This is a genomic window from Serratia sp. BW106 (genome assembly GCF_002607755.1).
Classification (GTDB): Bacteria; Pseudomonadota; Gammaproteobacteria; order Enterobacterales; family Enterobacteriaceae; genus Serratia; species Serratia proteamaculans.
Genome location: NZ_MCGS01000008.1, coordinates 192,688 through 215,455, shown reverse-complemented (window position 1 = coordinate 215,455; position 22,768 = coordinate 192,688). Strand labels below are relative to the sequence as shown.

The following is a 22,768-nucleotide window of genomic DNA, read 5'->3' as shown; positions in this document are numbered from 1 at the left end:
CTTACTTGAGTAAGCTCCAGGGGACTTACAAACTTGCCGCCTTGATGCAACTCCAATTATTTTGGCTATTACGATAGTTCCAAACGCAGACACCCTCCACCAACGGCCGATTCCCCATATTTTCCTGACGCTCCGCTGAACGCCGGGCTTTCCTCTCATCGGCGACTCGGTTAGCATCGAAGCAGACTAGAGACAATGAGATGATTTCGTTGAAAAGATGGCGTTTATTTCCCCGCTCACTGCGCCAACTGGTGCTGATGGCGTTCTTGTTGGTGCTGTTGCCACTGCTGGTGCTGGCCTATCAGGCTTACCAGAGTCTGGATCATCTCAGTGCTCAGGCGGCGGACATCAACCGCACCACGCTGGTGGATGCGCGACGTAGTGAGGCGATGACCAGCGTGGCGTTGGAAATGGAACGCAGCTATCGCCAGTACTGCGTGCTGGTGGATCCCACCCTGGCGCGGCTATATCAGAACCAACGTAAACAGTATTCGCAGATGCTCGATGCCCACGCGCCGATCCTGCCGGATGAACGCTATTATCAAACCTTGCGCGACCTGCTAACCCAACTGGCGGCGATTAAATGCCAGAACAGCGGCCCGGACTCGCAGGCTTCGACGCTGCTGGAGTCGTTCTCGCGCTCCAATGCCGAGATGGTACAGGCCACGCGCGCCGTGGTGTTCTCTCGCGGCCAGCAATTGCAGCAGGCGATCGCCGAGCGCGGCCAGTTCTTCGGTTGGCAGGCGCTGATGCTGTTCCTGGTCAGCGTGATGCTGGTGGTGCTGTTTACCCGGATGATTATCGGCCCGGTAAAAGCGGTCGAGCGCATGATCAACCGTCTGGGGGAAGGGCGGGCGTTGGGCAGTACCGCCTTGTTTAAAGGGCCGCGTGAACTGCGTTCGTTGGCACAGCGCATTATCTGGTTGAGTGAACGTTTGGCGTGGCTGGAGTCGCAGCGCCATGAGTTCCTGCGCCATATCTCGCATGAGTTGAAGACGCCGTTGGCCAGCATGCGTGAGGGCACCGAACTGCTGGCGGACGAAGTGGCCGGTCCACTGACCTCAGATCAAAAAGAGGTGGTGGCCATTCTCGACGGCAGCAGTCGCCACCTGCAGCAACTGATTGAACAACTGCTGGATTACAACCGCAAACTGGCCGATGGTCCGGCAGAACATGAGAATGTCGAGCTGGAAGGGATGGTCGAAATGGTGGTGGCTGCGCACAGTTTGCCGGCGCGGGCAAAAATGATCGGCACCGAGATCCAATTGGATGCGGAAATCTGCTGGGCAGAGCCTACGCTATTAATGCGCGTGCTGGATAATCTCTACTCCAATGCGGTGCACTACGGCAAGGAATCCGGTAACATTTGGATCCGCAGCCGTCAGGTTGGGCAAAGGGTGCAGATTGATGTCGCTAACAGCGGCACGCCGATCCCCGAAGCCGAGAAAACCATGATTTTTGAGCCTTTTTTCCAGGGGAGTCACCAGCGAAAAGGGGCAGTAAAAGGAAGCGGTCTGGGGTTGAGCATCGCGCAGGATTGTATCCGCCGCATGCGTGGCGAACTGCAGTTGGTCGAAGTCGCCGGCGCAGACGTCTGCTTCCGTATTGAATTGCCATTAACCGCCGAGAATGAATAATAATGTACACATGGTCTAAACGCCTTCGTCTCTCGCAGACCGAACGTTCACCGCGTGCCACACAGGGCACGCCGCTCGGCAAGCGTCGATTTTCCTTTTTAGGCAGCGTTCTTTTTATGCCGTTTCTGTTAGCGGGCTGCGTCGATCGTGCGGTCAGCGGTGGCCTGAATCAGCCGCAGCAGGAAGCGATCCCGGACACCAAAGTGGTGGATTACCGCATCGCAGCCTGCGACACCCTGTGGCCGCTCGACGAAAAAGACGCGTTGAATAACTCACTTTACTGGCTGCGCGCCATGGACTGTGCCGATCGTATCGGTTCAACCCAGGCCCGTGCGCTGGCGAAAACCTTGCCCGGCAACAGTTGGGACGGCATTTTCAAGCAAAGCATTCTGTTGGGCAGCGCCGAGCCGACCTCGGGCGAACGCCGCCAGATGATCGATCGCCTGAACAGTTACCGCATGGAGTTCCCAAGTTCCCTGCGCCCGCTGTTGCAGCTGTGGCGTCAACAGCAGGTGCTGCAGATCACCCTGTTTGATGAAAAGGCGCGCTATCAACACCTGCAGGAAAGCTCTGACAGCCAGATCGATACGCTGCGTCAGAGCCAGGTGCGTCTACAGGCGCAGCTGCAGGACACTTCACGCAAGCTGGAAAACCTGACCGATATCGAACGTCAGCTCTCTTCACGCAAGCAGTTGCAGAGTGACATCCCGGACAACAGCGGGACGCAGCAAAAAACCGACGCCACGGGCAAGAAAGTCGCACCGGCCAAGGCGGCAGAGTCGGACGCCGAACCGGAGAAGGGCACCGCCCTGCCGGTGGAGCCGGAAGACACTTACGCGCCGCCCCCCGCTAACAAGGAGTCTCACGCGCAATGACCGCACGCAAACCGGCCAATTTGTTATTGGTTGACGACGATCCCAGCCTGCTCAAGCTGCTGGGGATGCGCCTGACCAGCGAAGGTTTCCATGTCACCACCGCCGAAAGTGGCCAGGAAGCGCTGCGCCTGTTAGGGCGTGAGAAGATTGATCTGGTGATCAGCGACCTGCGGATGGACGAAATGGACGGCATGGCGCTGTTTGTCGAGATCCAAAAGCACCAGCCGGGCATGCCGGTGATCATCCTGACCGCCCATGGCTCGATCCCGGACGCGGTGGCGGCTACCCAGCAAGGGGTGTTCAGCTTCCTGACCAAACCGGTGGATCGCGATGCGCTGTACAAAGCCATCGACGATGCGCTGTCGTTGTCACTGCCAGCCGGTGATGACAGCTGGCGTGAGGACATCGTCACCCGCAGCCCGATTATGCTGCGCCTGCTGGAGCAGGCAAAAATGGTGGCGCAGTCGGACGTCAGCGTATTGATTAACGGCCACAGCGGCACCGGTAAAGAGGTGTTGGCACAGGCTATCCACGGCGCCAGCCCGCGTGGCAAGAAGGCCTTTATTGCCATTAACTGCGGCGCGTTACCGGAGCAGTTGCTGGAGTCCGAACTGTTTGGCCATGCCAAAGGGGCCTTTACCGGCGCGGTCAGCAGCCGCGAAGGGCTGTTCCAGGCGGCGGCAGGCGGCACGCTGTTCCTCGACGAGATCGGCGATATGCCGCTTTCACTGCAGGTTAAGTTGTTGCGAGTTTTGCAGGAGCGCAAGGTGCGCCCGCTGGGCAGCAACCGCGATCTGGACATTGACGTCCGCATTATTTCCGCCACTCACCGCGATCTGCAAAAGGCGATGGCGAAAAACGAATTCCGCGAGGATTTGTACTACCGCCTGAACGTGGTGAACCTGAAGATCCCGGCGTTGAATGAGCGGGCCGAGGATATCCCGTTGCTGGCCAATCATCTGTTGCGTGAATCCGCCAAGCGCCATAAGCCGTTTGTCCGCAGTTTCTCAACGGATGCCATGAAACGCCTGATGACCGCTACCTGGCCGGGCAACGTGCGCCAACTGGTGAACGTGATCGAACAGTGTGTGGCCTTGACCTCTGCGCCGGTGATCAGTGAAGCGCTGGTTGAGCAGGCGCTGGAAGGCGAAAATACCGCCTTGCCGACCTTTGTCGAGGCGCGCAATCAGTTTGAATTGCACTATCTGCGCAAGCTGTTGCAAATCACCAAGGGTAATGTGACCCAGGCCGCGCGCATGGCGGGCCGCAACCGTACCGAGTTTTATAAATTGCTGTCGCGCCATGAACTGGACGCCAACGATTTTAAAGAATGATATTTTCCGCCGCAGCCTGCGCACGCAGGTTCTCAACAAACGCGGCGGAATGATTTACACTCCGTTCTCTTGTTTGCGGCATGGCCCAACACAGAGCACCATGGAACGTATTAAGCGGGATCCTAAACAATGAGCAGATCACTTTCCATCGCACTGGCCCAGCTAAATCTGCTGGTCGGTGACATTGAAGGCAACACCGAACGCATGTTGCAAACCGTGCAAGAGCAGCAGAAGGCGGGAGCCGATCTGGTCATGTTCACCGAGTTGGCGCTCTCCGGCTATCCGCCGGAAGACCTGCTGTATCGCAACGATTTTTATCAGCGCTGTGACGCGCAGTTGCACCGTTTACAGCAGGCATCTGCCGAGGTCGCCATTCTGGTTGGTCACCCGTGGCGCGAAGGTGACAAGCTGTATAATGCGCTGTCGCTGTTCTCCGAAGGGCAGTTGCTGACGCGGTACTTCAAGCAGCAGTTGCCGAACTACGGCGTTTTCGATGAGAAACGCTACTTCGAGGCCGGTAACGAAACCTGTGTGGTTGAGCTGAAAGGCTATCAATTGGGCCTGCTGATTTGCGAAGATTTGTGGTTCCCGGAACCGGTGGATGCCGCCAAGGCGGCCGGTGCCGAAATGATTTTGTCGATCAATGCCTCGCCGTATAACCGCGAAAAACCGTATATCCGCAAGACGCTGATGGCCGGCCATTGCCAACGTACTCATCTGCCGCTGGTGTATCTGAACCAGATCGGCGGGCAGGATGAGCTGATTTTTGACGGCTGCTCGAAGGTATTCGACGCGGCCGGCAACATGACCCACCGCCTGACGGCGTTTGCCGAGCAGGTGACCCTGCTTGAGCTCAATGAGCTGGAGGTGGTGCCGATGACCGCTCCGGCCGCCGAGCTGCCGCAGTTGGCACAGGTGTACGAAGCCCTGGTGTTGGCGGTGCGTGATTACGTGACCAAAAACGGCTTTAAGGGCGCGGTACTGGGGTTGTCCGGCGGCATCGATTCGGCGCTGACGTTGGCGATTGCCGTCGATGCGTTGGGCAAAGACAAAGTGCAGGCGCTGATGATGCCGTTCCGCTACACCGCGGATATCAGCATCGCCGATGCGAAGGAAGAAGCGGAAATCCTCGGCATTGAATTCGACATCGTCTCCATTGAACCTATGTTCGATGCCTTTATGGGCCAGCTGACGCCAATGTTTGCCGGTACCGAACGCGACACCACCGAAGAAAACTTGCAGGCACGCTGCCGTGGCGTGGTGTTGATGGCGCTGTCCAACAAACGCCGTAGCATCGTGTTGACCACCGGCAACAAAAGCGAGATGGCCGTAGGTTACGCCACGCTGTATGGTGATATGGCGGGTGGCTTCGACGTGCTGAAGGACGTACCGAAAACGCTGGTGTTCAAGCTGTCCGAATACCGCAATACCGTCTCATACGTGATCCCGCAGCGGGTTATCGATCGTCCGCCGTCCGCCGAGCTGGCACCGGATCAGCTCGATCAGGACAGTCTGCCGCCGTACGACATTCTGGATGCGATTCTGGAAGGTTACGTCGAGCGCGATAAGTCGGTCGCCGATCTGGTGGCTGAAGGCTTCGACGAGGCGATCGTGCGCAAGGTTATCCGCCTGGTGGATATCAACGAATACAAACGGCGTCAGGCCGCTGTTGGGCCGCGCATCACCGCCCGCAATTTCGGCAAAGACCGCCGCTACCCAATCACATCCGGCTTTGGCCGCAAAAATTGGTAAAGGAAACAAGATGAAAAAGATCGACGCTATTATCAAGCCGTTCAAACTGGATGATGTTCGTGAAGCGCTGGCTGAGGTTGGCATTACCGGGATGACCGTTACCGAAGTGAAAGGCTTTGGCCGCCAGAAGGGCCACACCGAGCTGTACCGTGGCGCGGAGTACATGGTCGATTTTCTGCCGAAGGTGAAAATTGAGATCGTGGTGGCCGACGATATCGTCGATACCTGCGTAGAGACCATCATGCAGACGGCGCAAACCGGCAAAATTGGCGACGGCAAAATCTTTGTCTTCGACGTGGCGCGCGTAGTGCGCATCCGTACCGGCGAGCAGGACGAAGAAGCGATCTAATTTAACGTTTCTGGTCTGAAATCCCTGAGGGCGCAGCTCAATACTACGCCCTTGTTGTTTCCGCCATTCCCCCTTGAGCCCGCGGTTTTATTCTCCAGTCTCAGTCATTCCTGTGGTTAGCATTCTAAAAAAGCGAAGGCTGTCGCGTTTTGGATAGTTTTTCCGATCGCTTTCCGCACGGCATCTACACTCAACCCAACTGTTTTGATTAAGGTTGTTACCTATGATGACGCTGCGCCAAATCCGCCATTTCATTGCCGTGGCGGAAACCGGGTCGATCTCCGCCGCCGCTCAGGCGGTGTTTGTTTCCCAGTCCTCACTGACGCTGGCCATTCAGCAGTTGGAAACCGACATCGGTGTGCGGCTGTTTGATCGCCACGCCAAGGGCATGAACCTGACGCACCAGGGCCACCAGTTTCTGCGCCAGTCTTATCTGATCCTCGCGACGGTGGATAACGCCAAGCGCAGCCTGCAACTGGGGACCGAAAGCCTGACCGGAAAGCTGACCATCGGTGTGACCAGCCTGGTGGCCGGGTACTTTTTGGTCGAGCTGTTGAAGCGGTTTAAATCGGCTTACCCCAACGTCACCCTTCAGGTGATCGAAGACGAACGCCCTTATATTGAGCATCTGCTGGTGAGTGGAGAGATAGATATCGGCGTGCTGATCCTGTCGAATATCGAAGACCGCGATGCGCTGCAGACCGAAGTGCTGATGCACTCGCCTTATCGCCTGTGGCTGCCGCCGCTGCATCCGTTGCTGGATCATGAAAGCATCGGCCTGGCGGACGTGGCGAAACTGCCGTTGATCCAGCTTAACGCCGATGAAATGGACGTCCATGCGCGGCGCATTTGGGCACGTGCCGGAGTGAAACCGGAGATTGCCATGAAAACCGCGTCGACGGAGGCGGTGCGCAGCCTGGTAGCAGCGGGCATGGGGGTCTCGATCCTGCCGGACATGGCCTACCGCGCCTGGTCGCTGGAAGGCAACATGATTGAGGCACGCAAGCTGGTGGATCTGCTGGAGCCGCTGGACATCGGTCTGGCCTGGCGACGCGGCAGTGCGCGGCCGGAACTGGTCACGCCGTTCCTTACCATTGCGCGTGAGAACGGCAATATGCACGCCGCTGGGCTGAAGCATTCGATTTAATCGAACGCGGCGTTCAGTATTTAGAATTTGTTGGCTGCCTGAGGCTCGCTTAGTCTGATTGAAACTAACTTATTCACATTTAGTTAACGTTTTGGTCACTTAGAGGCGATACGCGATGGCAGATGTGCACCTCCTTTCAGGTTTATCCTGTCAGCAATTCATTAACGGTCAGTCGGTCGAAGGCGAAGGCCAGCAAGAGTGCATCGTTAATCCCGCCAATGGCGAAACGCTGGTTTCCATCACCGAGGCCTCATCGGCACAGGTTGGCAGTGCGGTCAAAGCGGCACAGCAGGCTTTCGGCCACTGGTCGCGCACCACGCCGGCCTACCGTGCTGCTATTCTGCTGCGCATTGCCGACGCCATCGAACGGCAGGCCGGGCGTCTGGCCGGTCTGGAGGCGCTCAACTGCGGCAAGCCGTTGCATCAGGCGCTCAATGACGATCTGCCGGCCGCCGTCGATGTGTTCCGGTTCTTTGCCGGCGCGGTGCGCACCCAGCAGGGGCAACTGGCCGGTGAATATATTGAAGGCCACACTTCGATGATCCGCCGCGACCCGATCGGCGTGGTGGCCTCGATTGCGCCGTGGAACTACCCACTGATGATGGCGGCGTGGAAGATCGCGCCGGCGCTGGCGGCGGGTAACACCGTGGTATTCAAACCTTCCGAACATACTCCGCTGACCATTCTGGCGCTGGTGCCTGCGTTGCAGGACATCCTGCCACCGGGCGTGCTGAATATCATTTACGGCGGCGGGGAAGGGGTCGGCAGCCATCTGGTCGGTCATCCTCAGGTGCGGCTGGTCTCGGTCACCGGCGATATCGTCACCGGGCAAAAAATTCTGCAGGCCGCGGCGAAGAGCGTCAAACGTACTCACCTGGAGCTGGGCGGCAAGGCTCCGGTGATTGTTTGCGACGACGCCGACCTGGATGAAGTGGTCAACAGCATCCGCACCTATGGCTACTACAACGCCGGACAAGACTGCACCGCCGCCTGCCGCATCTACGCGCAGGCGGGGATCTATCCCAAGCTGGTGGAGGCGCTGGGCGAGGCGGTTGCCAGCCTGCGTTTTGCCCGCAAACGCGATGAAGACAACGAAATCGGCCCGCTGATCAGCAGCCGCCAACGCGATCGCGTCGCCAGCTTTGTCGAGCGGGCGCTCAGCCAGCCACATATTGAATTGATCACCGGCGCTGCCGCGCATTCCGGCCCTGGCTTCTACTACCAACCCACGCTGCTGGCCGGCTGCCTGCAAAGTGACGAAATCGTCCAGCGCGAAGTGTTCGGCCCGGTGGTGAGCGTCACTCGCTTCGAACATCTGGAGCAGGCGGTCAACTGGGCAAACGATTCCGAATACGGCCTGGCCTCGTCGGTCTGGACGCAGAATATCGATCGGGCGCTGCATATTGCCGCGCATCTGCAATACGGCAGCACCTGGATCAATACCCATTTCACCCTGGCGAGTGAGATGCCGCACGGGGGCCTGAAACGCTCCGGCTACGGCAAAGATCTGTCCAGTGATTCACTGCAAGACTACAGCGTGGTCAGACACGTCATGGCGAAGTTTAAAGCCAGCTTCTAATGAAATTAGGGCGGCAGCCGTTCCCTGCCGCACACAGATACGCAACACAGGGGTAATTACGATGGGAAAAACTACCGCAGTCACCACCACAGTTTCCGCACTCTGTTTCACCGTGCTTTGTGGCCTGGCCCAGGCGGCCGACTTGCCGCAGGCGCTGGGTAAAGGCGAAGGGCGACTGGATATCATTGCCTGGCCCGGCTATATCGAACGCGGCCAGTCCGATAAAAACTATGACTGGGTCAGCCAGTTTGAAAAACAAACCAGCTGTGCGGTGAATGTGAAAACCGCCGCCACCTCCGATGAAATGGTCAGCCTGATGGCCAAGGGCGGCTATGACCTGGTCACCGCATCCGGCGACGCCTCGTTACGCCTGATCTTCGGTAAGCGGGTGCAGCCGATCAACCCTGCACTGATCCCTAACTGGAAAAATATCGACCCGCGCCTGCTGAACGGGGCCTGGTACACCGTAGACGGCAAAACCTACGGCACACCCTATCAGTGGGGGCCAAACCTGCTGATGTACAACACTAAAACCTTCCCGACGCCGCCAGACAGTTGGGCGGTGGTGTTCCAGCAACAGAACCTGCCGGACGGCAAGACCAATCAGGGCCGGGTACAGGCTTATGACGGGCCGATTTACATCGCCGATGCGGCGCTGTTCCTGAAGGCTACGCAGCCGCAGCTTGGCATCAGCGACCCGTACCAGTTGAACGAAGAGCAATATCAGGCGGCATTGAAGATATTGCGCACCCAGCATGCGTTGATCCACCGCTACTGGCATGACACCTCGGTACAGATGAGTGATTTCAAAAACGAAGGCGTCGTGGCCTCCAGCGCCTGGCCGTATCAGGCCAATGCCCTGAAAGGGGAAGGCCAGCCGATTGGCACCGTGTTCCCGAAAGAGGGGGTTACCGGCTGGGCGGACACCACCATGCTGCACGCCGATGCCAAACACCCGAACTGTGCTTATCTGTGGATGAACTGGTCGCTGGAGCCAAAAGTGCAGGGCGACGTTGCCGCCTGGTTTGGTTCGGTACCGGCGTCTCCGGCAGGCTGCAAGGCCAGTACGCTGTTGGGTGACAAGGGTTGTGAAACCAACGGCTTCAACCAGTTCGACAAGATTGCCTTCTGGAAAACGCCGCAGGCGCAGGGCGGTAAATTCGTGCCGTACAGCCGCTGGACTCAGGACTATATCGCCATCATGGGCGGACGGTAACCCGCGGAGGGCGTAGCCTGCTACGCCCGATGAATGCCTATCAGGAGCGCAGATCATGACCATTGCCGTACAATTTATCGATGTTTCGCGGAGCTTCGGCGACGTTCGCGCCGTGGACCGGGTCTCTATCGAAATACAAGATGGGGAATTCTTCTCCATGCTCGGGCCTTCCGGCTCGGGCAAAACCACCTGCCTGCGACTGATCGCCGGCTTTGAACAACTCAGCGCCGGTTCGATCCGTATCCACGGCCAGGAAGCGGCCAATCTGCCACCGTATCAGCGTGACGTGAATACCGTCTTCCAGGATTACGCGCTGTTTCCGCACATGTCGGTGCTGGAAAACGTGGCCTACGGATTGATGGTGAAAGGCGTCGCCAAGCGTGAAAGGTTGGCTCGGGCCCAGGAGGCGCTGGACAGTGTGGCGCTGGGGTTCGTCGCCGAACGCAAACCGGCGCACCTTTCCGGTGGTCAGCGGCAGCGTGTGGCACTGGCCCGCGCACTGGTTAACCGACCACGGGTGCTGTTGCTGGATGAACCGCTGGGCGCGCTGGATCTCAAGCTGCGTGAACAGATGCAGGGCGAGCTGAAAAAGCTGCAGCGCCAGTTGGGGATCACCTTTATTTTCGTCACCCACGATCAGAGCGAAGCGTTGTCGATGTCGGATCGGGTGGCGGTGTTCAATAACGGGCGTATCGAGCAGGTGGACGCGCCACGTGAACTGTACATGCGGCCGAAGACGCCGTTTGTCGCCGAATTTGTCGGGACTTCCAACGTGGTGCGCAGCGAGCTGGCGCAGCGCTTGCTCGGCCAGACCGCCACCTTCTCTATCCGCCCCGAACATATTCGCCTGGTGGATATGACCGGTGCCGCACAGGGCGAAATTCAGGTGCAGGGCACGCTGCAAGAGATCCATTATCAGGGTGCAGCGACGCGTTATGAAATTGCGCTGAGCAGCGGTGAAAAACTGCTGGTCAGCGAGGCGAATCCTCAGTGGCACGCCGCCGGACAGCAGCATTTGATCGGTCAGCCGGTCACCGCCTGCTGGTCGCGTGAGGCGATGGTACCGCTGCTGGAGGAGAGGTGAGATGGAGATGAGCATCGACTATCCCGCGCCGCGCCGCGGTACCTTGCGCGCCCTGTCGACCTTTCTCTACCGCCGGCCGACGCTGTACCTGCTGCTGTTACTGGTGCCGCCGCTGCTGTGGTTCGGTGCGGTGTACCTCGGCTCATTATTGACGCTGTTGTGGCAGGGGTTCTATACCTTCGACGATTTCACCATGACGGTGACGCCGGATCTGACCTTCGATAACCTGCGGGCGCTGTTTAACCCGGCCAACTACGACATCATCCTGCGCACGCTGACGATGGCGGTGCTGGTGTCACTGGCCAGTGCGGTGCTGGCGTTCCCGATTGCCTATTACATGGCGCGTTACACCAGCGGTCGCGTCAAAGCGTTCTTTTATATCGCGGTGATGATGCCGATGTGGGCCAGCTATATCGTCAAGGCCTATGCCTGGACGCTGCTGCTGGCGAAGGATGGCGTGGCGCAGTGGTTCCTGCAGCATCTGGGGCTGGAGCCGGTACTGGCAGCGATCCTGACCGTACCGGGCGTCGGCGGCAATACCCTGTCGACCTCCGGGCTGGGGCGTTTTCTGGTGTTTGTCTATATCTGGCTGCCGTTCATGATCCTGCCGATCCAGGCGGCGCTGGAACGTCTGCCACCTTCGTTGTTGCACGCCTCGGCAGATCTGGGCGCACGCCCGTCGCAGACTTTCCGTTACGTGATCCTGCCGCTGGCGGTGCCAGGCATTGCCGCCGGGTCGATCTTCACCTTCTCGCTGACGCTGGGGGACTTTATTGTGCCGCAGCTGGTGGGGCCGCCGGGCTATTTCATCGGCAGCATGGTGTACGCCCAGCAAGGGGCGATCGGCAATATGCCGATGGCAGCAGCCTTTACCCTGGTGCCGATTGTGTTGATCGCGATTTATCTTTCCATTGTGAAACGTCTGGGGGCCTTCGATGCACTCTGAGCGCGCGCCATTAGGGCTGAAACTGGCCGCCTGGGGCGGTCTGATTTTCCTGCATTTCCCGCTGGCGATTATCGCCATCTACGCCTTCAACACCGAGGACGCGGCGTTCAGCTTCCCACCGAAGGGCTTCACGCTGCATTGGTTTAGCGTGGCTGCCGGTCGGCAGGACATTATCGATGCGATGCTGCTTTCCGCGCAGATTGCCGCGCTGGCGACGGCGGTAGCGCTGGTGCTGGGCACCCTGGCAGCGGCGGCGCTGTACCGGCGTGACTTCTTCGGTAAAGACAGCATTTCACTGTTGCTGCTGTTACCGATCGCGCTACCGGGCATTGTTACCGGTCTGGCGCTGCTGGCGGCGTTCAAGGCGCTGAATATCGAGCCGGGGGTGCTGACCATCGTGATTGGCCATGCCACCTTCTGCGTGGTGATCGTGTTCAACAACGTCATCGCTCGTTTCCGCCGGACTTCCCATAGCCTGATCGAGGCGTCAATGGATCTCGGCGCCGACGGCTGGCAAACCTTCCGCTACGTGATGCTACCCAACCTGGGCTCGGCATTGCTGGCCGGTGGCATGCTGGCATTTGCGCTGTCGTTTGATGAAATCATCGTCACCACCTTTACCGCCGGACATGAGCGCACGCTGCCGCTGTGGTTGCTGAACCAGCTTGGCCGTCCGCGCGATGTGCCGATCACCAACGTGGTGGCGCTGTCGGTGATGTTGCTGACCATGTTCCCGATTTTGGGGGCCTATTACCTGACCAAGGGCGGCGAAAGCGTCGCCGGCAGCGGCAAATAGCCTCTGACCCTAATGCGTACCAGACATCTTATAAAAGGATAACCCTATGCAAAGCCAATTGTTGATTAACGGCCAACTGGTTACCGGCCAGGGCGAGTTGTTGCCGGTGTATAACCCGGCAACCGGAGAGGTGGTGGTACAGGTGGCTGAAGCCAGTGCAGAGCAGGTCGATCAGGCCGTGCTGGCGGCCGACGCCGCATTTGTACACTGGGGGCAGACCACGCCGAAAGAACGTGCTGAACACCTGCTGAAGCTGGCGGATCTGATCGACAGCCATGCGGAAACCCTGGCCCGCCTGGAATCGATCAACTGTGGTAAACCCTACCACTGCGTGCTGAATGACGAACTGCCGGGCGTGGCTGATGTCTTCCGCTTTTTCGCCGGGGCCAGTCGTTGCCTGAGCGGGCTGGCGGCCGGTGAGTATCTGGCCGGACACACGTCGATGATCCGCCGCGATCCGCTGGGCGTAGTCGCCTCGATCGCCCCCTGGAACTACCCGCTGATGATGGCGGCGTGGAAGCTGGCTCCGGCGCTGGCGGCAGGTAACTGCGTGGTGCTTAAGCCGTCGGAACAAACCCCGTTGACCACCTTCAAGCTGGCCGAACTGGCCGCCGGTCTGTTCCCGCCGGGCGTGTTTAACGTGCTGTTCGGCCGTGGTGCCAGCGTCGGTGATCGCCTGACCGGCCATAACAAAGTGCGCATGGTGTCGCTGACCGGCTCAATCGCCACCGGCGAACACATCATTGGCCATACCGCATCCGGCATTAAGCGCACCCATATGGAGCTGGGGGGCAAGGCACCAGTGCTGGTGTTTGACGACGCCGACCTGCAGCAGGTAGTGGAGGGGATCCGCAGCTTTGGTTTCTACAACGCCGGTCAGGACTGTACCGCCGCCTGCCGCATTTATGCGCAGAAGGGGATCTATCCACAGTTGGTGAAAGCATTGGGCGAGGCCATCGGTAGCCTGAAGATCGGCCCACCGGAAGATCAAAGTAGCGAACTGGGCCCATTGATTACTGCTCAGCATCTGGAGCGGGTGGTGGGTTTTGTCGAACGGGCCAAGGCGCTGCCGCACGTGCAGGTGGTGACCGGTGGTGAAAGGGTTAACGGCCCTGGCTACTATTTCCAGCCGACGCTGTTGGCGGGGGCTCGGCAGGAAGATGAAATCGTCCAGCGTGAAGTGTTCGGCCCGGTGGTGACCGTCACGCCGTTCGACGACGAAGCACAGGTACTGGCCTGGGCCAACGAGTCTGACTACGGGCTGGCGTCTTCCCTGTGGACGCGCGACGTGGGCCGGGCACACCGTCTGAGCGCCCGTTTGCAGTATGGTTGTACCTGGGTGAATACCCATTTCATGCTGGTCAGCGAGATGCCGCACGGTGGCCAAAAGCTGTCCGGTTACGGCAAGGATATGTCGATGTACGGCCTGGAAGATTACACCGCTATCCGCCACGTGATGTTTAAACATTGATTCATCAGGTTTTATCTGCAAAATAACGCGGCTTTTAAGCAGGCTGGTACTTGCTTGATAATAATATTCCCCTATGAATTTCAAGTTACAGCTAGGCGGCCAGCTTGCTCATCCCCAGGAGCTTACTTAAGTAAGTGACTGGGGTGAGCAAGTGCAGGTAACAACGCTGTAGCTTGAAATACGACGGGGATAAAAACTGAAGGAAGCCAATTATGGGTATCACCAGACGCGATTTTCTTAATGGGGTAGCGATCACCATCGCCGCCGGGTTAACGCCGATGCAGATCCTGCGTGCATCGCCGCAAACCGCCAATCAAACCCTCTATTACCCACCGACGCTGACCGGGCTGCGGGGTAACCATCCCGGTTCGTTTGAGCATGCGCATCAATTGGGACGTGACGGCAAGGCCTTCGATTTTGCCAGCATCCCAGCCACGGAAGAGTTCGATCTGGTGGTGGTCGGTGCCGGAATCAGCGGGCTGGCGGCAGCCTGCTTCTGGCAGCAAATGAACGGGCCGCAGCAGCGTATTTTACTGATTGATAATCACGATGACTTCGGTGGTCACGCCAAGCGCAATGAGTTCAGCAGCGAGAACGGCACCATCCTCGGCTATGGCGGCAGCGAGTCGCTGCAGTCGCCGCGTTCCAACTTCAGCCCGGTGGCGATGGGACTGCTGCAAAAGCTGGGCGTCAGTATCGACAACCTGGAAAAGGCTTTCGATAAAACCTTCTACCCGGATCTGAACCTGAGCCGTGGCGTCTATTTCGATCGCAAAAACTTCGGCGTCGACAAAGTGGTGAACGGGGATCCGGGCCGCATGGTGGCGGATGATATCCCCCATGACCGCCTCAACGGCCGTTCCTACGAAGCCTTTATCGGTGATTTCCCTCTGCCGGAAAGCGATCGTCAGGCGCTGATTGTGCAGCACACCGTGGATAAAGATTATCTGCCGGAGATGAACCAGGAACAAAAAAGCGAATGGCTCGACAAACACAGCTATACCGAGTTCCTGCGTGACAAGGTTGGCCTGAGCGAAATGGCGATCCGCTATTTCCAGCAAACCACCAGTGATTTCCAGGCGGTGGGTATCGACGCCACCTCTTGCAGCGATGCGCGTATCTGCGATCTTCCCGGCCTGAACGGCATGAACCTGCCGCCGCTGGATGAAGAGTCGCAGGCGGATCTCGACGATCCTTACGTGTTCCATTTCCCGGACGGCAACGCCACGCTGACGCGTTTAATGGTGCGCCATCTGATCCCGGCAGTCTCACCGGGTGGTAACGACATGAATGACATCGTGTTGGCGAAGTTCGACTACAGCCAACTCGACCGAGCGGAGTCACCGGTAAAACTGCGGTTGAACAGCACCGGGCTGCACGCGGCCAACGTCGGCGACAAGGTCGAGGTGACCTATATGACCGGCGAGAAGATGACCAAGGTGCGCGCCGGGCAGGTCGTGATGGCCGGGTACAACATGATGATCCCGTATCTGGTGCCGGAAATGTCAGCTGAGCAGCAACAGGCGCTGAAACAGAACGTCAAGTCGCCGCTGGTGTACAGCAAAGTAGTGATCCGCAACTGGCAGTCGTTTATTAAACTGGGCGTGCATGAAGTTTACTCGCCGACGGCGCCTTATTGCCGTGTGAAGCTGGATTATCCGGTGAGCATGGGCGGCTATCAGCACCCGCGGGATCCGAATCAGCCGATTGGCCTGCACATGGTGTATGTGCCGACGCTGGCGGGCAGCGGGCTGAGCCCGCGCGAACAGTCGCGCAAAGGTCGCGCCTTGCTGTTGGGGACGCCGTTTGAAGTGCATGAGCAGATGATCCGCGAACAGTTGCAGGGCATGCTCGGCTCTGCCGGTTTCGATCATCAGCGGGATATCGAGGCGATCACCGTTAACCGCTGGTCGCACGGCTATTCTTACTTCCTCAACGGGCTGTTTGACGACGAGGACGAGGCGAAGAAAATCATAGAGACGGCACGCCAGCCGATCGGCAAAATTGTGATTGCCAACTCGGATTCAGACTGGAGTCCGTACGCCAATTCGGCGATCGACCAGGCATGGCGCGCGGTAAATGAACTGGCCTTCGGCCATGTTGCCGCCAAGGAGGGAGCATGAGCATGCGTTCACTGTATTTACTGACCTTACTGGCGGCGGGCGGTTCGGCCCAGGCGATGTCGGCCGGGGAATACGTGGCCAAGGCCGGTGACTGCACCGCCTGCCATACCGCACCGGGCGGTGCTCTGTTTGCCGGTGGCATGAAGTTCCCGACCCCGCTGGGCAATATTTACGCTACCAATATTACGCCGGATAAGCAGCAGGGCATCGGGGCTTATTCCTTTGACGAGTTTGACCGTGCGATGCGCCAGGGGATCGCCAAAGATGGCCATCGGCTGTATCCGGCGATGCCGTACACCTCTTACGCCAAAATGAATGTGGAAGATATGCGCGCGCTGTACGACTACCTGATGAAGGAGGTCCCGGCGCAGAATACGGCTAACCGTGCCAGTGATATCAGTTGGCCACTGTCGATGCGTTGGCCGTTGGCAATATGGAACCAGCTGTTCCATGAGGATATGCCTTACCAGCCGGACGCGGGTCAGAGTGCTGAATGGAATCGCGGGGCTTATTTGGTGCAAGGAGCGGGGCACTGCGGCAGTTGCCATACGCCGCGTGGTTGGGCGATGCAGGAGAAAGGATTGGACAGCAAAGAGCCGGCCTTCCTGAGTGGTGCCGAACTGGACGGGTGGTACGCTTCCGGATTACGCGGGCTGCAACAGGACGAGGTCGTGGCCCTGCTGAAAACCGGACGTAGCCAACATGCGGCGGTCGCAGGGCCGATGGGTGAGGTGGTTAGCCACAGTACGCAATATCTGACCGATGGCGATCTGAATGCCATTGCGACCTATCTGCACAGCCTGGCGGCGGAAAAACCGCAGGCGGACAAAGCCATGGCAATGAAGACCGGCAATTCGCAGGCAGGGCAAGCCACCTATGCCATGTATTGCTCAACCTGCCATGGCAATAAGGGCGAGGGCAGCGACAACACCATTCCGGCACTGGCGGGTAACACAACGGTCACGGCGGAAAACCCGTTAACTGCGCTGCGCGTGGTGCTGGAAGGGGCGCATACGCCAATCACCCAACATGCCACGGCAATCGCCATGCCGGGTTACGCCTGGACGTTGAACGATCAACAGGCCGCCGATCTGATGAGTTATTTACGGGGAAGCTGGGGTAACCAGGCGGCACCGGTTACGGCGCAACAGGTTCAAGAGACACGTAAGCTGGCGGAGAAATAACAGAAGGGCGCGGGTTGAGCTGTTTATTAGATAGAGATACTCGGGCCTAGCGCACCGAGGGGCGCTCCGGCAGCTAAAGCTGCTACGACCCCTTCGGCACGCTCTCCCTAATAACGAGCATTATCAGCCATCTGAGGGCGCGGCAACAGGTCGCGCCCCTTTTAATTACAGAACCTTATGCGGGCCGAAGCATTCGTAGTGGATGCGTTCGGCTTCTACACCCATCTCCAGCAACTGCTTGCCCACATGCTGCATAAACGGCACCGGCCCACAGAAATAGTAATGCATCTGCGGCGTGCTGAGTGTTTCGCGCAGGGCACTGAGGTTCATCAGGCCACGGCTCTGGTAGTCACGGCCTTCCACATCATTGACGCCCGGTTGGTTGTACCAGACGTGGCGGCTCAGATTTGGCATGCGGTCGGCGATGTTTGCCACTTCATCGGCAAAGGCGTGAACGCTGCCGTTTTCCGCTGCGTGCAACCAGTGTACGTCCGCAGGGTGCTGGTTATCGTGCAAGGTATTGAGCATGCCGAGCATCGGCGTTTGGCCGACACCGGCGGAGATCAGTGCCACCGGGGTTTCCGGCTGCGCTTCGAGGAAGAAATCCCCGTGCGGCGGAGCGAGATAAATCACGTCGCCTTCTTTGGCTTGCTGATGCAGGAAGTTCGATACCTTACCCTGATCTTCACGTTTTACCGCAATGCGATAGTATTCGCCATTCGGTGAGGTGGTCAGTGAGTATTGGCGAATTTCCTGGTTTTCCATGCTGTCGTGCTTGATGTAGACCGCCAGGTATTGACCCGGTTTGAAGTCGATCACCTTGCCACCGTCAACCGGTGCCAACACGAAGCTGCAAATCACCTCGCTCTGTGGCTGTTTTTTGACGATGCGGAATGCGCGCAGGTCACGCCAGCCACCGTCAGCCGTTTCACTGTCCTGATAAATCTGGCCTTCGCGCTGGATAAATACATCCGCCAACACGCCGTAAGCTTTACCCCAGGCATCCAGTACTTCCTGGCCCGGACTGAACATTTCATCCAGGGTTGCCAGTAAATGACCGCCAACAATTTGGTATTGGTCCGGCCGAATATTCAGGCTGGTGTGCTTCTGAGCAATACGTTCTACCGCCGGCAGCAACGCCGCCAGATTTTCGATATTCGCGGCATAGGCACAGATCGCGTCGAACAGCGCCTGACGCTGATCGCCATTGCGCTGGTTGTTCATATTGAACACATCTTTTAACTCAGGATTGTGCTCGAACATGCGATCGTAGAAATGGGCAGTCAGTTTCGGCCCGGTAGCGGCCAGCAGGGGAATGGTAGATTTTACGGTGGCGATGGTTTGGCTATCCAGCATGGTAGCGCTCCTTGGTCGATCATTATTGGAATATTTAAATGATGTATTTTAAATGCATCTTTAAGTTTTAACGCATCCTAACGGTTTCTGCCCTGGCTGTAAATACCCCTGTTTTTGTTGCGGGGTCGTTAAGCGACGATCTTGCTCACAGAACATGAAAAAACCGCATGCTCAGTATGAGTAAAAGTCCGTTGTCGAATGGGGTAGTTTATCGGATCAAAGCCTTGCTGCGCCTAATGCCAATCGTTTGCGTAAAAACCTCTGTCAAGGCCTATCCTCAGTGGGGCGAAACAGTTTACACTGTGGGCCAGAACCCAACCGGGTAGTTATTTGGTGATTTTTTAGTTAGCCGATTTAAGTCAGGAGAAGCCGGATGTTAAAGCGTGAAATGAACATTGCTGATTACGATGCCGAACTGTGGCGTGCAATGGAGCAAGAAGTGGTGCGTCAGGAAGAGCACATTGAGCTGATTGCATCTGAGAACTACACCAGCCCGCGCGTAATGCAGGCTCAGGGTTCCCAGTTGACCAACAAATACGCTGAAGGTTATCCGGGCAAGCGTTATTACGGCGGCTGCGAATATGTGGATATCGTTGAGCAACTGGCTATCGACCGTGCCAAAGAGCTGTTCGGTGCTGATTACGCCAACGTTCAGCCACACTCCGGTTCCCAGGCGAACTTCGCCGTTTATACCGCGCTGCTGCAGCCGGGCGATACCATTCTGGGGATGAACCTGGCGCACGGTGGCCACCTGACCCACGGTTCTCCGGTTAACCTGTCCGGCAAACTGTATAACGTGGTGCCTTACGGCATCGACGAAAAAGGTCAAATCGACTACGAAGATCTGGCTAAACAGGCACAGACTCATAAACCAAAAATGATCATCGGCGGCTTCTCTGCCTTCTCCGGTATCGTTGATTGGGCAAAAATGCGTGAAATCGCCGACAGCATCGGCGCCTACCTGTTCGTTGACATGGCGCACGTTGCGGGCCTGATTGCCGCCGGCGTTTATCCGAACCCGGTCCCTCACGCGCACATCGTGACCACCACCACCCACAAAACCCTGGCGGGTCCGCGCGGCGGCCTGATCTTGGCGAAAGGCGGTGATGAAGACCTGTATAAGAAGCTGAACTCCGCCGTGTTCCCTGGTGGTCAGGGCGGCCCGCTGATGCACGTGATCGCCGGTAAAGCGGTGGCGCTGAAAGAAGCGATGGAGCCTGAGTTCAAGATTTACCAGCAGCAAGTGGCCGATAACGCCAAAGCTATGGTGGAAGTGGTTCTGCAACGCGGCTACAAAGTGGTTTCCGGTGGTACCCATAACCACCTGTTCCTGCTGGACCTGGTTGACAAGAACCTGACCGGTAAAGAAGCTGACGCAGCCCTGGGCCGTGCCAACATCACAGTGAACAAAAACAGCGTGCCAAACGATCCCAAGAGCCCGTTCGTCACCTCCGGTGTGCGTATCGGTACTCCGGCTGTGACTCGCCGCGGCTTTAAAGAAGCTGATGTGCGTGAACTGGCCGGCTGGATCTGTGATGTGTTGGACAACATCAATGATGAAGCCACCATCGAACGCACCAAGAAGAAAGTACTGGATATCTGCGCCCGCCTGCCGGTTTACGCATAATTCCGCTTTCTCGCTAAAAAACGCTCAGGCGTCATGCCGGTCACTTAGGTGACCGGTTTTTTTTACCTGCTGTCGACGGTGGTAGATCCAACGTCGTATATATGTTTCCGTCATTAATATTAGTTATTAATATATTTAATAACAACAGGCTGTGATATTTATCGCCTTTTAATTAATTGCATTGTGCTGAGGGCGTGTTATGTGATGTGCGTCTATATGATTGTTATTTACTCTCATGGTATACCTTAATAAAGGACGATTATTATACTATGGAGTGTCGTATGACGCAGGTTATTCATTTTGCTCTCTCTTGTCTGTTAGTAACGGTAATGGCATTGCTGGTGAGCCATAACCGAAAGTTAATTAAGGTTCGTTATATTATCCAGCTGCTGGTGATAGAAGTCTTACTCGCCTGGCTATTTCTCCGTTCTGATATTGGCACCGGCTTTACCGCACAGGTTTCTACGGTGTTCAATGGGTTGATGCTGTTTGCCGGCGAAGGCACCGATTTCTTATTTGGTGGAATGCGAGCGCAAGGGTTGGCATTCTTCTTCCTTAATGTGTTATGCCCGATTATTTTTATTTCTGCATTGATCGGTATTATTCAGCATATCAATCTATTGCCGATTATTATTAGGGTGGTGGGGACGGTATTGTCCAAAGTCAACGGTATGGGCAAGCTGGAATCTTTTAATGCCGTCAGTGCATTATTGCTTGGGCAGTCGGAGAACTTTATCGTCTATAAAGATGTGCTGGGCAAGATGTCTGAAAACCGTATCTACACCATGGCGGCTACTGCAATGTCAACCGTCTCGGTGTTTATGGTCGGCGCCTATATCAATATGGTTGATGCCCGATATGTCGTGGTGTCATTGATTCTGAATATGTTTAGCACGTTTATTGTGCTGTCACTGATTAATCCCTATCGCGTCGATTTGGAAGAAGAAGTTCAGATGCAGGATCTGCATCGCGGACAAAGCCTCTTTGAAATGCTGGGCGAATATATTCTCGCCGGCTTTAAGGTAGCAGTAATCATTGCAGCGATGTTATTGGGGTTTATTGCCCTGATCGCTGCCATCAATGCATTGTTTAGCAGCCTGTTTGGCATCAGCTTCCAAGGATTACTGGGCTATCTGCTTTATCCTTTTGCCTGGATCCTTGGCGTACCGGCTCATGAAGCGCAGCAGGTTGGCAGCATCATGGCGACCAAAATTGTGGCCAACGAGTTTGTCGCCATGACTGACTTGCAACAAATCAAAGCTGCGTTGTCGCCACGCGCTGAAGGGATCTTGTCGGTGTTCCTGATCTCCTTTGCCAACTTCACCTCGGTGGGCATTGTGGCGGGGGCGATTAAAGCACTGAATGAGCAACAGGGGAATGTGGTTTCCCGTTTCAGTCTGAAACTGCTGTATGGCTCAACGCTGGTGAGTTTTTTATCGGCAGCGGTAGCCGGATTAGTTATTTAAAACACCGGCTAGCCTCTTTTCAGGCCAGAGGTTATTCCTTTCCAACAGAGTTTAAAATCGACAGACATAATGAGGTATTACCATGAGGGTTTTGTTTATTGGTGAGTCATGGCATATTCACATGATCCACTCTAAAGGCTTTGACAGTTTTACATCGAGTAAATATGAAGAGGGCGCGGAGTATCTGTTGTCCTGTTTACGCGGTGCGGGGATGACTATCGATTATATGCCGGCGCATACCGTGCAAACCGCCTTTCCGCAAACGTTGGACGAACTGCTAATTTATGATGCTGTCGTGATTAGCGATATCGGCAGCAATACCTTCTTATTGCAAAATAAAACCTTTTATAAAATGGAGGTGATGGCCAATGCCCTGTCATTGATAAAAGACTATGTCGCCATGGGGGGCGGAGCATTAATGATAGGCGGTTATCTTTCCTTTACCGGCATAGAGGCAAAGGCAAATTATAAAAACACCCTCCTTGCCGAAGTGTTGCCGGTTGAAATGTTAGACCATGACGACCGTATTGAATTACCGCAAGGCTGTAAACCGTTCACGCTGAGCCACAGTCATGAGATCACCCGTGATTTAAATGAATGGCCGATTTTGCTGGGATATAACAAATTTATTGCCAAGCCTGGCAGCGAAACATTAGCCGAGATTAACGGTGACCCCTTGCTGGTGGTTGGCAAGTATCAGAAGGGGCATGTTGCCTGTTTTGCCAGTGATTGTTCGCCACATTGGGGCGGACCGCAATTTATGCAGTGGGAAAATTATACCGCCTTCTGGTGCAATTTAATGAATTCAATCAAAAGGAGAAATTGA

18 protein-coding genes are annotated in these 22,768 nt (G+C 56.7%); 17 read left to right on the top strand and 1 reads right to left on the bottom strand.

The window, feature by feature from the left end:
- Window positions 1-200 precede the first annotated feature (200 nt).
- From BEI65_RS06870 to BEI65_RS06805, 14 genes are all read left to right on the top strand, one after another.
- Window positions 201-1,637: a HAMP domain-containing sensor histidine kinase gene (locus tag BEI65_RS06870; protein ID WP_099062690.1), complete on the top strand. Its 1,437-nt coding sequence runs from the start codon at window positions 201-203 to the stop codon at window positions 1,635-1,637.
- 2 nt (window positions 1,638-1,639) lie between these two features.
- Window positions 1,640-2,512, top strand: coding sequence for a two-component system QseEF-associated lipoprotein QseG (gene qseG, locus BEI65_RS06865; RefSeq protein WP_099062689.1), 873 nt, complete (start codon window positions 1,640-1,642; stop codon window positions 2,510-2,512).
- Window positions 2,509-3,846 (top strand): two-component system response regulator GlrR, encoded by a 1,338-nt coding sequence (gene glrR, locus BEI65_RS06860; protein WP_099062688.1) that lies wholly within the window; start codon window positions 2,509-2,511, stop codon window positions 3,844-3,846. Before qseG ends, glrR begins: the two co-directional genes overlap by 4 nt.
- Before the next feature lie 129 nt (window positions 3,847-3,975).
- Window positions 3,976-5,598: an NAD+ synthase gene (locus tag BEI65_RS06855; protein WP_099062687.1), complete on the top strand. Its 1,623-nt coding sequence runs from the start codon at window positions 3,976-3,978 to the stop codon at window positions 5,596-5,598.
- Between the two features lie 10 nt (window positions 5,599-5,608).
- Window positions 5,609-5,947: a nitrogen regulatory protein P-II gene (gene glnB / locus BEI65_RS06850; protein ID WP_004847623.1), complete on the top strand. Its 339-nt coding sequence runs from the start codon at window positions 5,609-5,611 to the stop codon at window positions 5,945-5,947.
- A 223-nt stretch (window positions 5,948-6,170) separates the two neighbouring features.
- Entirely contained in the window at window positions 6,171-7,094 is a 924-nt protein-coding gene (locus tag BEI65_RS06845) for a LysR substrate-binding domain-containing protein (protein WP_085118317.1), read from the top strand.
- 115 nt (window positions 7,095-7,209) lie between these two features.
- A complete protein-coding gene (locus tag BEI65_RS06840) occupies window positions 7,210-8,673 on the top strand; it encodes a gamma-aminobutyraldehyde dehydrogenase (protein WP_085118316.1) in 1,464 nt (487 codons plus the stop codon).
- Window positions 8,674-8,734: 61 nt separating this feature from the next.
- Complete coding sequence (gene ydcS / locus BEI65_RS06835; protein WP_085118314.1) at window positions 8,735-9,889, top strand: putative ABC transporter substrate-binding protein YdcS; 1,155 nt, start codon at window positions 8,735-8,737, stop codon at window positions 9,887-9,889.
- A 55-nt stretch (window positions 9,890-9,944) separates the two neighbouring features.
- On the top strand, window positions 9,945-10,973 hold the full coding sequence (locus tag BEI65_RS06830) for an ABC transporter ATP-binding protein (RefSeq protein WP_099062686.1): 1,029 nt from the start codon (window positions 9,945-9,947) through the stop codon (window positions 10,971-10,973).
- A gap of 7 nt (window positions 10,974-10,980) precedes the next feature.
- Entirely contained in the window at window positions 10,981-11,919 is a 939-nt protein-coding gene (locus BEI65_RS06825; protein WP_369804750.1) for an ABC transporter permease, read from the top strand.
- On the top strand, window positions 11,909-12,715 hold the full coding sequence (locus tag BEI65_RS06820; RefSeq protein WP_085118310.1) for an ABC transporter permease: 807 nt from the start codon (window positions 11,909-11,911) through the stop codon (window positions 12,713-12,715). Before BEI65_RS06825 ends, BEI65_RS06820 begins: the two co-directional genes overlap by 11 nt.
- Before the next feature lie 46 nt (window positions 12,716-12,761).
- Window positions 12,762-14,186 carry an aminobutyraldehyde dehydrogenase gene (gene patD, locus BEI65_RS06815; RefSeq protein WP_099062685.1) on the top strand — a complete coding sequence of 475 codons (1,425 nt, stop codon included), beginning with the start codon at window positions 12,762-12,764 and terminating at the stop codon, window positions 14,184-14,186.
- 212 nt (window positions 14,187-14,398) lie between these two features.
- Complete coding sequence (locus tag BEI65_RS06810) at window positions 14,399-16,309, top strand: FAD/NAD(P)-binding protein (RefSeq protein WP_099062684.1); 1,911 nt, start codon at window positions 14,399-14,401, stop codon at window positions 16,307-16,309.
- A complete protein-coding gene (locus tag BEI65_RS06805; RefSeq protein WP_099062683.1) occupies window positions 16,306-17,493 on the top strand; it encodes a cytochrome c in 1,188 nt (395 codons plus the stop codon). Before BEI65_RS06810 ends, BEI65_RS06805 begins: the two co-directional genes overlap by 4 nt.
- 165 nt (window positions 17,494-17,658) lie before the next feature.
- On the opposite strand, the gene hmpA is transcribed toward BEI65_RS06805, so the two are convergent.
- Window positions 17,659-18,849, bottom strand: a complete 1,191-nt coding sequence (gene hmpA, locus BEI65_RS06800) for an NO-inducible flavohemoprotein (RefSeq protein ID WP_099062682.1) — start codon at window positions 18,847-18,849, stop codon at window positions 17,659-17,661.
- Between the two features lie 373 nt (window positions 18,850-19,222).
- On the opposite strand from hmpA, the gene glyA reads away from it, so the two are divergent.
- The 3 genes from glyA to BEI65_RS06785 all read left to right on the top strand — a co-directional run bounded on the left by glyA (window position 19,223) and on the right by BEI65_RS06785 (window position 22,768).
- Window positions 19,223-20,476, top strand: coding sequence for a serine hydroxymethyltransferase (gene glyA, locus BEI65_RS06795; RefSeq protein WP_099062681.1), 1,254 nt, complete (start codon window positions 19,223-19,225; stop codon window positions 20,474-20,476).
- A gap of 281 nt (window positions 20,477-20,757) precedes the next feature.
- Window positions 20,758-21,942: a NupC/NupG family nucleoside CNT transporter gene (locus tag BEI65_RS06790; RefSeq protein WP_099062680.1), complete on the top strand. Its 1,185-nt coding sequence runs from the start codon at window positions 20,758-20,760 to the stop codon at window positions 21,940-21,942.
- 82 nt (window positions 21,943-22,024) lie between these two features.
- Window positions 22,025-22,768 carry a glutamine amidotransferase gene (locus BEI65_RS06785; RefSeq protein ID WP_099062679.1) on the top strand — a complete coding sequence of 248 codons (744 nt, stop codon included), beginning with the start codon at window positions 22,025-22,027 and terminating at the stop codon, window positions 22,766-22,768.